The following is a 16,106-nucleotide window of genomic DNA, read 5'->3' as shown; positions in this document are numbered from 1 at the left end:
CGTTGGCGCAATAGGACATCCAGGCTCCGGGTGAGTCAAGGCAAGGCGCCTCTTGGAAATCCGTTATCCGGTCATTAGACTTGGAGCGTCGGGTATGCCTCCGAGGAGAGGAGGCAGGAAGGGGAGGAGGCGGAGCTGTCGTCCAGATACAGGCTGATAGCCGCACTGTTTTCGGTGCCGCTCGTCGTCTTCGCGTTCTTCTACTATGGCGGGGCGGTTGCAACACGCGCCTATATGGGCGAGGCGTCATCGCAGGCGGGGACTGCGCTGCGGCTTGCTGTTTCCGCGCTCAGCGGCCACCTGAACCGCTATGAGGCGCTGCCGGCGCTGATTGCCGATCACGACAACATCAAGGAACTGGTCAGCCGCCCGCAGAACCAGGCGCTGCGCGATGCGGCGAATCTCTATCTCAAGGAGATCAACGGGCTTCTGAAATCCTCCGATATCTATGTGATCAAGCAGGATGGCGAGACGATTGCAGCAAGCAATTTCGACCTGCCGGGCAGCTTCGTTGGCGAGAATTTCAGTTATCGCCCCTATTTCCAGGATGCCGTTGCCGGGCGCCAGTCCCGGTTCTACGCGCTCGGAACCACCTCGCTGAAACGCGGATATTATTTTGCCTCGCCGATCTATGCAGGCGAGGAAATCCGCGGGGTCATCGTCTTCAAGGTCGATATCGACATGATCGAGGCTTCGTGGAGCGGCGGCGAATACCGCATCTTCGTATCGGACCCCGAGGGCATCATCTTCATGTCGGGCAAGCCGGATTGGCTCTATAACGGCATTCTGCCCCTGACCTCAGACCGCATCGCACGTACTGGAGCATCCCGCCGCTACGCGAATGCGAGGCTGACCGCGTTGCCGATCACGCGCAGCCATTTCGAAGAGCATGAGTTGATGTCGCCTGTCGAAGAAGGTGTGCAAAAGGAATATCTGGTGCTCTCGCACTATATGCCGGCCGAGGATTGGACCGTGAACGTGCTGATGGACACCGGTTCCATTCGCACGCAGGCGCGCACCGCGCTTGGCGCCGTCTTCCTCATTCTCTGCATCGCCGGGCTGGCGATCGCCATTCTCCGGCAGAGGCGGATGCGGCTCAACGAGCGCATGCATCTGCAGGCGGAAGCGCGCAACGAGCTGGAGCGGCGCGTCGAGGAGCGCACCGCCGACCTTGCCCGCGTCAACAGCCGCATCGAAGAAGAGATCGCCGAGCGGCGGCTGACCGAACAACAGCTTCGCCAGACCCAGGCCGACCTCATCCAGGCAGGCAAGCTTGCCGGTCTCGGCCAGATGTCGGCGGCACTCTCCCACGAGTTCAACCAACCGCTTGCCGCCGCAAAGACCTATACGGACAGTGCGGCCGTGCTCCTGGAGCGCGGGCGGACTGCGGAAGCACAGGACAATATCCAGCGCATCGGCGGGCTTATCGACCGCATGGCATCCATCAGCAAGCATCTGCGCAACTTCGCGCGCAAGCCGAACGAGAAGCTCGGCCCGGTGCCGCTCGACGAGGCGATCCGCGATACCCTGGAGATCATCGCCTGGCGGCTGAAGGCGGCGGATGCTGACCTGCGGGTCGATCTTGGCATCCGCCCACCCGTCGTCCGCGCCGGGTCCGTTCGCTTGCAGCAGGTGCTGGTCAACGTGATTTCGAACGCGGCCGATGCCGTCGAAGGGATCGAGGACCGGCGGATTGAGGTGACGGCCTGCGAGGAAAAGGGCAAGGTGGTGCTGACGGTGCGCGATCATGGACCGGGCGTGCCGGCGGCGATTGCCGAGCGCATCTTCGATCCCTTCTTCACGACCAAGGGCGTCGGCAAGGGACTGGGGCTCGGGCTTTCGATCTCCTACAACATCATCAAGGATTTCGGCGGCAGCCTGGCGGCCTCCAATCATCCGGAGGGAGGCGCCGTGTTCCGCATCGATCTGCAATCGGCGACGGGCATAATGCCGGAGGCGGCTGAGTGAGCGAACAGAAGATCCTGCTGGTGGACGACGAGGAAGAGCTGCGCCGGTCGACGGCGCAGGCGCTGGAGCTTGCGGGTTTCAACGTCGAGACGTTTTCACATGCCGACCATGTGCTCGAGCTGATCGGCTATAGCTTCGCCGGGGTCGTGGTCAGCGATATCCGCATGCCGGGAACCGACGGCATGACTCTGATGCAGAAGATCCGCGAGATCGATGCGGAAGTGCCTGTCATCCTCGTTACGGGCCATGGCGACGTGCAGCTGGCAGTGAAGGCAATGCGCGAAGGCGCCTATGATTTCATCGAAAAGCCGTTCACACCGCAGATGCTGGCGGGAGTGATAAGGCGGGCCATGGAACGCCGTAGCCTCGTGCTGGAAAACCGGCTGCTCAAGGCCGTGGCCGGAAAGCGCGACGATATCGAGGCGCGTTTGCCGGGCCGCACGCAGGTGATGGTGGAATTACGCTACCGCATCCGGGCAATCGGGGCGAGCGACGCCGATACGCTGATCGTTGGCGAGACCGGCGCGGGCAAGGAGGTCGTCGCCCGGGCGCTGCATGACATCAGTGCCCGGGCGAGCCGGCCGTTCATCGCGATCAACTGCGCGGCGCTGCCTGCAAACCTCATCGAGAGCGAGCTCTTCGGCCATGAGGCGGGTGCTTTTCCCGGTGCGGTGCGACCGCGTTACGGCAAGTTCGAGCACGGGCGCGGCGGTACGATCCTGCTCGATGAAATCGGATCGATGCCGTTTGACCTCCAAGCAAAGTTTCTTCGAGTGCTGCAGGAGCGGGTCATTTCCCGCCTCGGCTCGAACGAGGTCGTGCCGCTTGACGTGCGCTTCATTGCGACCAGCAAGGTCGATCTCGAAGCCGAAGTCGCTGCGGGACGTTTCCGCGCCGATCTCCTCTACAGGCTGAATGTCGTAACGCTGCACGTACCCGCGTTGGCGCAGCGGCGGCCGGATATCCCGCTGCTGTTCCTCCAGCTCGTCCGCGAGGCAGCGGCACGCTACGGCCGCGACGAGATGGCAGTGGCGCCCGAGGTGATTTCCGACATTGCCCAAAGGGATTGGCCCGGCAACGTGCGCGAATTGCGCAATGCAGCGGACCGCTTCGTACTCGGCCTCGACGGCGAGCGGCAGTTGGGCGAGGTCAGCGGCCTTGCCGATCGGGTTGCCGAGTTCGAGCGCAGCGTGATCGCCAGCGCCCTTGTTGCACATGGCGGCAGCCTCAAACCGGTCTACGAGTCGCTGCAGATTTCCCGCAAGACATTGTACGAAAAGATGCAGAAATACGGCCTGGACAAGAAGCTGCTCGTTTCCGAGTAGTTCGATGGGTGGATTTCCACACATCGCTAAACCCGTTTGTGTCCAAATCGACCCATGCTGCGCTGCACGCATGCGGAATCTGGGCAAAGGACGGAGCGGGGCTGATTGCCGGAGCCGGTTCGCGGCGTGCTAATGGCCCTATCTCCATTGGCGCGTGGGAAGCGTCGGTGGTATTTTGTTTTCATCAGGGAGGAAAAAGATGAAAATCCTGAAGGCCATGCTTGGCATGACGGCTGCTGTTGCCGTTTCGCTTCTCGCAAACGGCGCATCCGCGCAGACTTATCCAGAGCGCACCATCACCATGGTCGTTCCTTTCTCGGCCGGCGGCCCGACCGATACGGTTGCCCGCCTCGTTGCCGAATCCATGTCGAAGGACCTCGGCCAGCAGATCGTCGTCGAAAATGTCGGCGGTGCGGGCGGTACGCTCGGCGCGGGACGGGTGGCTTCAGCCAGCCCGGATGGCTACACCATCCTTCTGCACCACATCGGCATGGCCACCAGCGCCACGCTTTACCGCAAGCTCGCCTATGACACGCTCGGCGCCTTCGAATATGTCGGTCTCGTCACCGAAGTTCCGATGACGATCGTTGCCCGCAAGGATTTCGAACCGGCCGACCTCAAGAGCCTTATCGAATATGTGAAGGCCAACAAGGACAGCGTGACGGTCGCGAACGCCGGCATCGGCGCAGCCTCGCATCTTTGCGGCATGATGTTCATGAGCGCTATCCAGACGCCGTTGACGACTGTTCCCTACAAGGGCACCGGCCCGGCGATGACCGATCTTCTCGGCGGCCAGGTCGACGTCATGTGCGACCAGACGACCAACACGACGAAACAGATCAAGGGCGGCACGATCAAGGCTTACGCCGTGACCTCGCCGAAGCGCCTCGACATCATGAAGGATATCCCGACGGCGGTCGAAGCCGGTCTGCCCGGTTTTGAAGTCGGCATCTGGCACGGCATCTACACGCCGAAGGGCACTCCGGCAGAGGTCAACGAGCGTCTGTCGAAGTCGCTGCAAGTCGCGCTGAAGGACCAGAACGTCGCGGCTCGCTTTGCAGAACTGGGCACCGCGCCATCACCGGAGGCTGACGCGACCCCTGCTGCCCTGAAGGCGAAGCTTGAAAGCGAAATCGCCCGCTGGAAGCCGGTGATCGACGGTGCCGGCGAATATGCGGATTGAGGCGTAGTGCCTTTGGCCCCTCACCCTAACCCTCTCCCCATTGGGGGGAGGGAATTCTGGTAGCATCTCCCCGCGTGGAGAAGGTGACGGCAGCCGGATGAGGGAAAACCACTTGCGCTGAGGGAACCATCTCCAACCTACGGAGACACCATGAAATCGGTTAGTTTCGATACCACCAATGTGATCTGCGGCGCGCTACTTGTCGCGACCGGTGCATTTTTCGCCATCCAATCCTACAGTCTCGACTTGGGGACGACGCTTCGCATGGGCCCGGGCTACTTCCCGTTGCTGCTTTCAGCGGTGCTGATCATTCTCGGCGCGGTCGTCTTTGTTCAAGCGATCCGCGTGCAGGGCGAGCCGATGGGGCCGCTTGCCTGGCGTGGCATGCTGTTCATCCTGCCTGCGCCGATCTTTTTTGGGCTGACGGTTCGGGGGCTGGGATTTGTGCCTTCGATCTTCCTGACCGCATTCATTGCTTGCTTCGCCTCGCATCGGATGACGGTGCTCCACGCGATTTTGCTCTCGGTTTTGCTGACGGCCTTTTCCGTAGGCGTGTTCAGCTACGGCCTCGGATTGCCGTTCGAGCGTTTTGGCCCCTGGGTCCGGTTCTAGGAGGCCGCGATGGAACTTTTCAGCAATCTGGCACTCGGTTTCGCGACGGCAGCAACGCCTGCCAACCTTTTCTTCTGTCTGATCGGCGTTCTTCTCGGTACGCTGATCGGCGTGCTGCCCGGCATTGGCGCCACGGCGACGATCGCCATGCTTTTGCCGATCACTTTCCAGCTTGAGCCAGTGTCTTCGCTCATCATGCTCGCCGGCATCTACTACGGCGCGCAATACGGCGGTTCGACGACGGCGATCCTCATCAACATGCCGGGCGAATCCTCTTCGGCGGTAACGGCCATCGACGGCTACCAAATGGCGCGGCGCGGCAGGGCAGGGGCGGCGCTTGCGATCGCCGCACTCGGTTCCTTCTTCGCCGGAACGGTCTCGACCTTCCTCGTCGCGATCTTCGCGCCGCCGCTGACAGATATCGCCCTGCGCTTCGGTGCTGCGGAATATTTCTCGCTGATGGTCGTCGGCCTGGTGTCGTCGATCGCGCTCGCCCATGGTTCCATCGTCAAGGCGCTGGCGATGGTCGTGCTCGGGCTGCTGCTTGGCCTCGTCGGAACGGATATCTATACCGGCACCCCGCGCTTTACGCTCGGCATCCGCGAATATGCGGATGGCTTGAATTTCGTGGCACTTGCCGTCGGAGTCTTCGGTATCGCCGAAATTCTGCGCAACCTGGAAGGGGAAAAGACCCGGACGGTGCTGATAGCAAAGGTCTCCGGGCTTCTGCCGTCACGCGAAGAATTCAAGGAGATGATCGCGCCGGTGCTTCGCGGCACGGCGATCGGCTCGGCTCTCGGCATCCTGCCGGGCGGCGGTGCGATCCTCGCGTCCTTTGCCTCCTACACTGTTGAAAAGCGTATCTCAAGCAAGCCGAAGGAATTCGGCCAGGGTGCCGTTGCCGGCGTCGCAGGCCCGGAGTCGGCGAACAATGCTGGTGCGCAGACCTCGTTCATTCCGCTTCTCACCCTTGGCATTCCGGCCAATCCGGTGATGGCGCTGATGATCGGCGCGATGATCATTCAGGGGATCGTGCCAGGGCCGAACGTTGCGACCGAGCAGCCGGCGCTCTTCTGGGGCATCATCGCCTCGATGTGGATCGGCAATCTGATGCTCGTCGTCCTGAACCTGCCGCTGATCGGGCTCTGGGTGAAGCTGCTGACAGTGCCGTATTACGTGCTCTTCCCGATTATCATGGCCTTCTGCTCGATCGGGGTCTACAGCGTCAATTCCAACGTCTACGATCTCTATTCCGTCGCCTTCTTCGGCTTTATCGGCTACTTGCTTGCCAAGCTCAGATGCGAGCCGGCACCGCTGTTGCTCGGTTTCGTGCTGGGTCCGCTGCTCGAAGAAAACCTGCGGCGGGCGATGATCCTTTCGCGCGGCGATCCGACGACCTTCGTCACCCGGCCGATCAGCGCGATCCTTCTTGCGATCGCCGCGGCAGTCCTCATCGTCGTCTTCCTGCCGAGCGTGAAAAAGAAGCGCGAAGAGGTCTTCGTCGAGGAGGGTTGAAGTTCGCCGCGCTTTGTTGAACAAAGGATAACTTGATGCGGGCGCCGTTTTGGCGCCCGTTTCGTATGACAGGACATCCAGGCCCATGAACATCCCCGTGCGGATCAAGGACGATCTGGTTTTTCTCACATCGGTGCGCCGTGACCTGCACGCCCATCCCGAGCTTGGTTTCGAGGAGGAGCGCACGAGCGGTATCGTGGCGGAGCTGCTTGAGGAGGCGGGCATCAAGGTGCATCGCGGACTTGGCGGTACGGGCGTCGTCGGCACGTTACAGGCCGGCAGCGGCACGCGAGTGATCGGGCTTCGCGCGGATATGGATGCACTGGCGATGCCGGAGATTGCCGAGCGCTCGTATAAGTCGACCGTGGCCGGCAAGATGCATGCCTGCGGACATGACGGTCATACCGCCATGCTGCTTGGCGCGGCACGTCATCTGGCGGCGGTCAAGGGCTTTTCGGGCACCGTGCATTTCATCTTCCAGCCGGCAGAGGAAGGGCGAGGCGGCGCGAGGCGGATGGTGGAAGAGGGGCTCTTCGAGCTCTTTCCCTGCGATGCCGTCTACGGCCTGCACAATATGCCGGGACTTGCCGTCGACGAGATTGCAGTGGTCGAAGGGCCGCAGCTTGCCTCTTCGGATAGCTGGCGCATCACCTTTCGCGGGACGGGCACCCATGGCGCAAAGCCGCATCTCGGGCGCGACCCAATCACCGCCGCGGGCACCTTCCTTGCCTCGCTGCAGACGATCGTCGGCCGCGTCGTCGATCCGCTGCAGCCCGCCGTCGTTAGCGCCTGTTCGCTGCGGGCGGGTGACCCGAAGGCGCTCAACGTCATCCCGGACACGGTCGAGATCGGCGGGACGGCGCGGGCCTATTGCGCCAACGTGCGCGATCAGCTCGAAGCGGAGATCGGCCGCCTCGCGCAGGGCACGGCGGCGATGTACGGCATTGCCGTGGATTATCAATTCGAGCGGCGCATTCCACCGGTCGTCAACGATGCCTATGCGACGCAACAGGCCCTGGCTGCTGCACGGGCGGTGTTGGGGGAGAAGGTGCGCACCAGCTTTCCGCCTTCGACGGCCGGCGATGACTTCGCATTCTTCGCACAGAATGCGCCGGGCTGCTACGTGTGGCTCGGCAATGGCCCTGCCGTCGACGGTGCCCTGCACCATAATACCGCCTATGACTTCAACGATGCGGCGATCGGCTATGGCGTGGCTTATTGGGTGAAGCTGGTGGAGCAGGAGTTGACGTCCGCGGCATAAGAGCTCGCGGCCTTCTCCTCATCGGCCTGCCGGACCTTCTGCCCAAGGTCAAGACTGGCTCGCGGCGATGCCCTAACTTCCTCTTCTCCTCAGAGAGAACTTGGCGAGCGGCCGGATGAGGGGAGCGGCAAGCTCTAGCGTCTGCTACAAAATCTCCAGCACCGGGCTTTCCAGCACTTTTCCCGTCAAGACATCTGCAATCCCTCGGTCCGTCTGATGCGGGCCGGTGTTGCAGGCGAGTGACGCGCCGAAGCAGGCCTTGAAGACAAGGTAGGGCGGTTGCCAGTCGACGATCTTTTCCATTGCCTTGCGAATATTGCGGAAGGCCGAGGCGGTGTCCTTAAGCGATATTTCGGTGACGAGGCCGGAAAGCGGCAGCGGCAGCAACGCATCGATCTGACCATCGCTCGCAACGGCCATGCCGCCGCCGGCCGCGATGACGGCGTTCGCAGCGAGCGCCATGTCGCGTGCATTGCCGCCGAAGACGGTGAGGTTATGGCTGTCATGCGATACCGTGGTGCAAAAAGCGCCGCGCCATTTTCCCCAGCCCTTCAAGAAGCCGGTGCGCGGACGTCCATCCGCCCTGCCGTGACGATGGGCGACGGCAATCATGGCGCAGTCCGGCGGCGGAACGACGAAACCGTCCTTAACCTCGGCATCGGCTTTGCCCCATTGCGTAAAACGTGGCCGGTCGATCGTGGCGATGCGGACGCGATTGCCCTTCGACGGCACTTTGAAATTGTCTTCGGTTAGCGGCGAGAGCTTAACGGAATTGGTAAGCGGCGCACAGTCGAGCGAATGAACCGGCGACGTAAGCTTGCCGTTCCGCGCCGTCACGCGGCCATTGGCAATGACCGTGCGGGCTTTGAAGTCCTGCAGGTCTTCAAAGAGGACGATATCTGCGCGTCGTCCAGGGGCAATCAGGCCGAGGTCGTTGCGTTTCAGACGTTCGGCGGCGTTGAACGTCGCAGCGCGAAGTGCCCATTCCGGCTTCATGCCGTAGCGGACCAGACGGCGGATGACGTCGTCGAGGCCACCATCCCTTTCGAGTTCATCCGGAAAGACGTCGTCGGTGCAAAGCGTCACAGTTGGCGGCATATGGCCGATGCCGTTCAGCGTCTGGACGAATTCCTCAAGGAGGTGATCATGCGAGCCGCGGAGCTCGATCGTCATTCCGGCCGTAAGCTTGGAGAGAAGGTCGGCGCCGGAGGTCAGCTCGTGATCGGAGGTGATGCCGGCCGCCATGAAGGCGTTGAGATCGGCGCCTTCCAGCCCGCGAGCGTGGCCGCAGACGAGCTTGCCCGAGGCGAGCCCCGCTTGAACGATGGCGTTCATGCGCGGTTCGCCGTCGATGACGCCGCGCATGTTCATGACTTCGGCAACCCCGCCGAGTGCCGGCAAGCGCAGCATTCCGGCAATGGCCGAAGCGTCAAAGTCGGCGCCTGCCACTTCCAGGCCGGGTGCCGAAGGAACGCAAGACGGAGCGAGCAGGATCATGTGCAAAGGCAGGGCGTGGGAAGCCTCGATCGCCCAGCGCACGCCGTCAAGGCCGTGCACATTGGCGAATTCGTGCGGATCCCAAAGGATCGTCGTCACGCCGCGCGGCAGGACGGCCGCGGTATATTCGGCAGGTGTCACCATCGAGCTTTCGATATGCATGTGCGTATCGATCAGGCCGGGCGTGACGAACGTCCCGCCGGCATCAATGAGTTCGGTCGCGTCGGTGCGGGCGCCTGGCGCATGCACGCTGGCGATCAACGCGCCGACGAGGCCGATATCCGCATCGCGGAAGCGGCCGGTGAGCACGTCGACCAGTTTGCCGCTGGTGATCAGTGCGTCGAATGGGGCAGCACCCCTTGCGGCGGCAACGGCGCGGGCGCGCAGCGACGGATCATTGATGTCTGCGGGTTCCCGCCCAAGCTGTGCGTTCATTTGCGGGCCTCGTTGACCAGGGCTGCGAGGATGATGGTGCGCGCCGTCTCAGCGTCTATATCGGCGGCGAACTGGGCGTTAAACGTGGCATGCGTGTCGCGCGTCTCGACCACGGTGCGGCCGCGGGTCAACGGACCGCCCAGCTCGACATCGATACGGGCAGGATGGAACTTCACAGCATCTGGCGCCACGAAGGCCACGGCGGCGCACGGATCGTAGATCGCCATGGCGGGGCGGCCGCGGCTGGTGCCGATGCGGATGTAACCGGCAAACATGTCGGCCAGCAGTTCGGCATTCGTGCCGCCCGCGCTGCGCACGGGTTCAGCGTCTTCCGGTCTGGCGAGCACTTTGCGGCAGAGGTCGAGATCGACCATGCGCAGCGGCATGCCATGGGCGATGACGATCGCCAGCGCTTCGGGATCGGCAAAGGCGTTGAATTCTGCCGAGGCCGTATGATTGCCGGCAGTGACGCTGCCGCCCATCCAGGTGAGTTCGGTGATGCGGGCGGCGAGATCCGGACGCGCGAGCGCCACGGCGGCGATATTCGTCAGCGGGCCAAGCGCCAGGATACGGCGCGGACCGTCAGACTCAAGCCAGCGGCAAAGAGCAGTGAAGGCGTCGCTCATGGCAAGCGCTGCTGCTGGCAGGCCTCTTCCGATCGTCGGGATGCCGGTATCGCCGAGAATCGCCTGGGCGGTCTCGAACTTGCCAAGGACTGGTTGGGCGCGGCCGGTATGGATGGGGAATGTCCAGCCGAAGGTTTGCATGGCACCAGCGGCGTTTACCTTGACCTGGGTCAGCGGCGTGTTGCCGAAGACGAGCGAGACGCCGTCAATCTCGAGCTCAGACTGATCAACCACCAGAATGGCGGCGATGTCGTCAAAGCCCATATCGGTATCGATCCAAACGCCCATGATGTCACCCGAACCGCGTGAGAGTTGCAGCCGCCGCGAGCGGTAGGTCGAAGGAAAGTGCCGCGCCGATTTCGTGCGGCGGCAGGCTTGCGTCCACCTCGGCCTTGATCGGCCCGAGCGGCGTATCAAGCAGATATTCGCGCGTGTTGCCGGCAAAGGAGGTGCCGCGCACGGCGCCCTGGAAAGGACCGGAACCAAGCGCGACCGTGCTGGGCCGCCAGGCCAGCCCTGCTGCCTGCGGAGCGGGAAGGGGGAGTTCAATGGCGCCGTTCGGCGTGACAAGCTTGCCGTTCTGCAGCTTGAAGACATTCTCGAAGCCGACGAAATCGGCAACGAAGGCGGAGACCGGCTTGTTGTAGATTTCTTCCGGCGTGCCGATCTGCTCTATGCCGCCGTTCAGCATGACCACGATACGGTCGGCAAGGGCCAAGGCCTCCGCCTGGTCGTGCGTGACGAAGATCATCGTAACGCCGGTTTCCTTCTGAACGCGCTGCAGTTCTGCCCGCATTTCGAGGCGCAGGCGCGCGTCGAGGTTGGAGAGCGGCTCGTCAAGCAGCAGCACCTTCGGCTCCATGACCATGGAACGGGCAAGCGCCACTCGCTGCTGCTGGCCGCCGGAGAGTTCCGCGGGTTTGCGTGAGGCGAAACTGGAGAGGCCGACTGACTTGATGCCGGCGTTGACGCGGGTATCGAGGGTCTGTCCGTTGATACCCTTGAGGCGAAGGCCGAAGGCGACGTTCTCATAGACCGTCAGGTGCGGGAAGAGCGCGTAGGACTGGAAGACGAGACCGACGGCGCGTTTGTTGGCCGAAACGCGCGTGATGTCGGCGCCATCGAGATTGATGCGGCCGGAGGCGGGCGCGAGCAGACCTGCAATGGAGCGCATCGTCGTCGTCTTGCCGCAGCCTGAAGGGCCGAGCAGGGCGACGAGTTCGCCCTTGGCAATCGACAGGTCGAGATCCTTTACGGCGACCGTATCGCCGTAGGCCAGCGTCAGCTTGTCGAGTTGAAGATAGGCATCAGACATAACGAGACAGTCCCAGGAAGCGTTCGGCGAGGAAGACAATGCCGATGGAAAGGAAGGCGAGCAGCGAGGAGAGCGCGGCGATCGAGGGGTCGTAAGTGGTTTCCATGTAGCCCAGCATATCGATTGGCAGTGTGCGGACGCCGGGGCCGGACAGGAAAAGCGAGACCGGCACCTGGTTGAAGCTGGTGACGAAGCCGAGGATGAAGGCGGCAAGAATGCCGCCGCGGATATTCGGCATCACCACACGGAAGAAGGCGCCAAGGCGCGACGAGCCGAGCAGCACGGCGGCTTCCTCGATGTCTGAGCGCAAATTATTGAGGCTTGCCGAGACGACGCGCACGGCATAGGGCAGGACGAGCGCCGTGTGGGCGAAGAAGAGCGCCAGCGTGATGTTGAAGCCGAAGGGCACGACGAGGTAACGCAACAATGCGAGGCCGACGATGATGCCCGGAACGATGATCGGCAGCGAGACGACGGTTCGGACCGTTTCACCGAAGGGCAGCGAATAGCGCGACAGAGCGTAGGCGGCCGGAATGCCAAGCACGAGGGCGGCGAGCGTTCCGAAGACTGCAAGCAACATCGACATCGAAAAGCTGTCGCGGAAGCTCTCGATGGCGAAGACCTTGATCACCCAGCGAAGCGAGAGGCCTTGCGGCGGAAAGGCGAGCGTATCCCCGGCCGAAAGCGATGCGGCGATGATGATCAGAAATGGCCCGATCAGGAACGCCAGCACGAGGAAAAGCACGATCGGTGAGAACAGACGGGCGGTCATCGCTTGTTCCTTGCAGTTGCCAGGCGCTTCAGCAGAATGTTCGCGGCGAAGCTCATAACGATCAGCATGAAGGCGATGACGCTTGCGGAAACGAAGTTATTGGCGACGGAGACCTGCTGGTAGAGCAGTGTTTCGAGCATCAGCACCTTGGAACCGCCAAGCACGGCGGGCGTGATATAGGCCGTCAGCGAGCCGGTGAAGACGAGCGTGCCGCCGACGACGAGGCCTTCGCGGGTGAGCGGCAGGATGACCTTCCAGAAAACCTGGAACCAATTGGCGCCGAGGACGCGGGCCGCCGGGATCGCATCCTTCGGCATATTTTCGAGCGCGCTGATCAGCGAAAGGATCATCAGGGGCAAGAAGAGCTGCAGAAGGCCGATGAACACGGCCGTTTCAGTAAAGAGAAGGCGTAGTGGTCCGTCGCTGAGGCCCATGCCGGTCACCGCCTGGTTGACGATGCCGGTGCGGCCGAGGATGACGATCCAGGCATAGGTACGGGCAACGGGCGAGATCATCAGCGGCAGGGTAACAAGGCCGATCATCCGGCCCTTGCCCTTGGGCGGCAGGTTGACGATGGCGAAAGCTGCGGCATAGCCGATGATCGCCGAAACGGCCGTCACCTCAAGACCAAGCTTGAAGGTGCGGATGAAGACGGTGCGGTTCACCGTCCCGGAGAAGAAGTCACCATAGGCCGAAAGCGTCCAGGCGCCTTCCTGGCGAAAGCCTTCCGAAAGCAGGATGGTAACGGGCAGCAGAAAAACCACGGCGGCAAAGACCGCTGCGGGCAGGGCGAGCGCCAGGGCTTCTGCTCGGTTCTGAAACATGATGCGCCTTTCGCAACGGCGGCGGAATGGGCGGTCCCGGCAAGCCGGAACCGGGTGTCATGGGCGCTTTACTGACCGACCTTGTCGTTCCATTCCTTGAGCCATGCGTCGCGATTGTCGAGCGCTGCCGCGGATGGAATGAGCTTGAGGCTCTTGGCTGTGTCCTCGCCGTAAGTGAGGTTGTTGGCGGCGGCCTCGGAAACCTTCACGTCCTTGTTTGCGGGGCTATCGATCAGCTTTTCGGCGAGTTTCGTCTGGATGTCGGTCGAGAGCCAGAAATCCATGAACTGTAGCGCCAGATCCTGGTTCTTAGAGCCTTTGGTGACGACCATGACGTTCATACCGCCGGTCTGACCTTCCTTCGGTGTCGCCCAGGCGACCGGAAGGTCGAGCTTGGTGAAGCCCGCCCACGAGAAACGGCCGATCGGGGCGGCCCAGATTTCCTCCTGCTGCATGAGCTGTATCAGCTGCGAGGACTTCTCGTAGAAGGTGACGATGTCATCCTTCTTTTCGCCGACGGCTTCGATCGGACCCTTGAGGTCGGGCGTATCCTTGCCGAGCGCGAGGCCGAGCATATAGAGCGCCGGCGGCCCCTGATTGGTGGTCACGTTCGGAAAGGCGACGTGGCCGACATATTCCGGCTTCAGGAGATCGGCCCAGGTATCGATCTTCATCTTGTCCGAGCGGTAGGCGATAGACGTGGCATAGAATGTGTATCCGACGCTCATGCCGTCGCCGTTCGGGTCCTTGGCGAGATCGTAGAGCTTGGCGAAGTTGGTAAGCTTGGACGGATCGATCTTTTCCACCAGGCCCTTGCGGGAGGCCGACAGCGCATCCGCCATCGAGACCACAGCCATGTCGACAACCGGGTTTGCCTTGTTCGCCTCCATCTTGGCGAGGCGTTCGACGCTGTTGCCCGTCTCGACGACGAGCTTGCAGCCACATTGCTTTTCGAAGGGATCGTAGACCAGCGTCTTGAAGTCGTCCTGCGCAAAGGCATAGACGGAAATAGTCAGAGTCAAATCCTGCGCCACGGCGCCGAGCGGGATAAGCGCGAGCAGCGCTGCCGATGCGATGAGGGATGTCTTCATGTCATGAGTTCTCCATCTGCAGGTTTTCTTGAACCGGCTTCGCCGGCCCGGATGATTGGCGGATGATCAGTTGCATGGGCACGCGATCATTCTCCGCGGTCACGAGTGTGCCCTCACGGGTGCGGCCTGTGTTTATGCTGTTCAGCAAGGCCGATACGGCGATCTCGGCAATGGCGTCCATGTCCATCTTCACCGTGGTAAGCGCGGGTGTCACGACCGCAGACCAGATGAGGTCGTCAAAACCGGTGACGCTGGCCTCGGCAGGCACATCGATGCCGTCGCGCTGCAGCTCCGTGAGCACCCGCAGCGCCTGAAGGTCGGACAAGGCGGCAAAGGCGCTGAAGCCCTCCTCGACCTTTCTTGCAAGACCGAGCGGGCAGCCGCTGCCGGCCTGATGTTCAAGCTTTTCGATCCAGAGCGTTTCGGCGCTCATGCCCGGACAAAGACCCGAACGGATGCCGCCCACCCGATCGTTCTGCACGTTCGATTCCGGATTGTTGCCGATGATGAGGATTCGCTTGTGGCCGAGATCAGCGAGGTGAGCGGCAATCAGTTGGCCACCCTGCCAGTGATCGGCGGCAACCGTGTTGCCGGGGGTTGATGCGGTGTCAATGACGGCGACCGGGCAGCTTGCCGCGGATATGCGCGTTGCGCGGCGGGGCACGATCACCATACCGTCGACGCCGCGTTCGACAAGCCGGTTGATCGCTTCCGTCTGCGCCGAGACATCGCCGCGCGAGTCGGCGATCAGCACGCCGTAACCGGCAGAGGCGGCGGCGAATTCGATTGCCTGCGCAATCTTGGGAAAGAGGGGATTTGCGATGTCGGGAAGAACGAGGCCGAGCACGCCGCTTCGGCCGGTGCGAAGCGCCCGACCCGCCTGGCTTGGAACATATCCGAGCTCCGCGGCATGTTCCCTGATCTTTCCGACGAGCTGCTCCGAGACGCGCCCCTTGCCCGAAAGCGCGTTCGACACCGTTGCGACCGACACGCCTAGCGACGTCGCAATCCTGCTGAGGTTCGGTCCCGGGCGCAACTGAGCCATGGTTTCATAATGCGTTTGATTAATCGTTTAATCAGGCGTACCTGAAGCGCACCGGCTTGTCGACTCCATTTTGTGGGATGGGGCGTGGATAGGGCGTGTTGGACACGGGATTTTTCGAGAAGCAATGAAAAAAGCCCCGTTGCCGGGGCTTTTTTCATTCATAGAGATGGCTTTATCAGCTCTTTGTGGGGCCCCTTGCCACGGTGGCGGAGACAGAGTTGACCCTGCCGCCCGGGGCATAGCCGCCGCCGATGGCGACGTTGAGGGAGACGTAGTCCTTGGCCATCTGCTGGATGGCGGCCGCCAGGCTCGCCTGGGCGGTCGAGACGTTGCGCTGGGCGTCGAGCACGTCGAGCAGCGAGGAGGCGCCGTCCTTGTAGCTCGCCGTCGACAGTTCCAGCGATTCCTGCGTCGTCTTGACCTGGGCGCGCAGCGCTTCCACCGTCTGGGCGTCGCGGCGCACCGCTGACAGCGCGTTCTCCACCTCCTCGACGGCGTTGAGCACCGCTGCCTTCCAGGCGAGATAGGCGGTCTTGGCGTCCGACTTGGCAATGTCGACATTGGCGCGCAGGCGGCCGCCGTCGAAGATCGGCAGGTTGAGCGTCGGGCCGAAGGACCAGGTGGTCAGGCCGCCGCC

Annotated in this window: 14 protein-coding genes; 6 read left to right on the top strand and 8 right to left on the bottom strand. The window is 62.5% G+C overall.

What is annotated here, in order from left to right; genetic code table 11:
* Positions 1 to 174 precede the first annotated feature (174 nt).
* The 6 genes from A3C3_RS0116615 (at position 175) to A3C3_RS0116590 (ending at position 7,864) form a co-directional block, all read left to right on the top strand.
* Positions 175 to 1,968, top strand: coding sequence for a sensor histidine kinase (locus tag A3C3_RS0116615; protein WP_022715712.1), 1,794 nt, complete (start codon positions 175 to 177; stop codon positions 1,966 to 1,968).
* Positions 1,965 to 3,293, top strand: coding sequence for a sigma-54-dependent transcriptional regulator (locus tag A3C3_RS0116610; protein WP_022715711.1), 1,329 nt, complete (start codon positions 1,965 to 1,967; stop codon positions 3,291 to 3,293). The genes A3C3_RS0116615 and A3C3_RS0116610 overlap by 4 nt, the downstream gene beginning before the upstream one ends.
* A gap of 199 nt (positions 3,294 to 3,492) precedes the next feature.
* Positions 3,493 to 4,476 (top strand): tripartite tricarboxylate transporter substrate-binding protein, encoded by a 984-nt coding sequence (locus A3C3_RS0116605; protein WP_022715710.1) that lies wholly within the window; start codon positions 3,493 to 3,495, stop codon positions 4,474 to 4,476.
* A 150-nt stretch (positions 4,477 to 4,626) separates the two neighbouring features.
* The gene (locus A3C3_RS0116600) at positions 4,627 to 5,088 is read left to right on the top strand and encodes a tripartite tricarboxylate transporter TctB family protein (RefSeq protein ID WP_022715709.1); all 462 of its coding nucleotides are present in this window, start codon (positions 4,627 to 4,629) and stop codon (positions 5,086 to 5,088) included.
* A 9-nt stretch (positions 5,089 to 5,097) separates the two neighbouring features.
* Positions 5,098 to 6,603: a tripartite tricarboxylate transporter permease gene (locus A3C3_RS0116595; protein ID WP_022715708.1), complete on the top strand. Its 1,506-nt coding sequence runs from the start codon at positions 5,098 to 5,100 to the stop codon at positions 6,601 to 6,603.
* Between the two features lie 85 nt (positions 6,604 to 6,688).
* Positions 6,689 to 7,864, top strand: coding sequence for a M20 aminoacylase family protein (locus A3C3_RS0116590; protein WP_022715707.1), 1,176 nt, complete (start codon positions 6,689 to 6,691; stop codon positions 7,862 to 7,864).
* Positions 7,865 to 8,008: 144 nt separating this feature from the next.
* On the opposite strand, the gene A3C3_RS0116585 is transcribed toward A3C3_RS0116590, so the two are convergent.
* The 8 genes from A3C3_RS0116585 to A3C3_RS0116550 all read right to left on the bottom strand — a co-directional run.
* Positions 8,009 to 9,796, bottom strand: a complete 1,788-nt coding sequence (locus A3C3_RS0116585; protein WP_022715706.1) for an adenine deaminase — start codon at positions 9,794 to 9,796, stop codon at positions 8,009 to 8,011.
* Positions 9,793 to 10,710, bottom strand: a complete 918-nt coding sequence (locus A3C3_RS0116580) for a nucleoside hydrolase (protein WP_022715705.1) — start codon at positions 10,708 to 10,710, stop codon at positions 9,793 to 9,795. Before A3C3_RS0116580 ends, A3C3_RS0116585 begins: the two co-directional genes overlap by 4 nt.
* A 4-nt stretch (positions 10,711 to 10,714) precedes the next feature.
* A complete protein-coding gene (locus A3C3_RS0116575) occupies positions 10,715 to 11,737 on the bottom strand; it encodes an ABC transporter ATP-binding protein (RefSeq protein ID WP_022715704.1) in 1,023 nt (340 codons plus the stop codon).
* Positions 11,730 to 12,509, bottom strand: coding sequence for an ABC transporter permease (locus A3C3_RS0116570; protein ID WP_022715703.1), 780 nt, complete (start codon positions 12,507 to 12,509; stop codon positions 11,730 to 11,732). The genes A3C3_RS0116575 and A3C3_RS0116570 overlap by 8 nt, the downstream gene beginning before the upstream one ends.
* Positions 12,506 to 13,333 carry an ABC transporter permease gene (locus A3C3_RS0116565; RefSeq protein ID WP_022715702.1) on the bottom strand — a complete coding sequence of 276 codons (828 nt, stop codon included), beginning with the start codon at positions 13,331 to 13,333 and terminating at the stop codon, positions 12,506 to 12,508. Before A3C3_RS0116565 ends, A3C3_RS0116570 begins: the two co-directional genes overlap by 4 nt.
* Positions 13,334 to 13,401: 68 nt before the next feature.
* The gene (locus A3C3_RS0116560; RefSeq protein WP_022715701.1) at positions 13,402 to 14,424 is read right to left on the bottom strand and encodes a polyamine ABC transporter substrate-binding protein; all 1,023 of its coding nucleotides are present in this window, start codon (positions 14,422 to 14,424) and stop codon (positions 13,402 to 13,404) included.
* Position 14,425: 1 nt separating this feature from the next.
* A complete protein-coding gene (locus A3C3_RS0116555; RefSeq protein ID WP_022715700.1) occupies positions 14,426 to 15,469 on the bottom strand; it encodes a LacI family DNA-binding transcriptional regulator in 1,044 nt (347 codons plus the stop codon).
* Between the two features lie 175 nt (positions 15,470 to 15,644).
* Positions 15,645 to 16,106: TolC family protein (locus tag A3C3_RS0116550; protein WP_022715699.1), on the bottom strand; the 462-nt coding region annotated here is incomplete at its 5' end.

This window comes from Rhizobium mongolense USDA 1844 (assembly GCF_000419765.1).
Taxonomy (GTDB): Bacteria; Pseudomonadota; Alphaproteobacteria; order Rhizobiales; family Rhizobiaceae; genus Rhizobium; species Rhizobium mongolense.
Note: the sequence above shows the minus strand (reverse complement) of the source record. Positions and strands in the feature narration are given on the sequence as shown.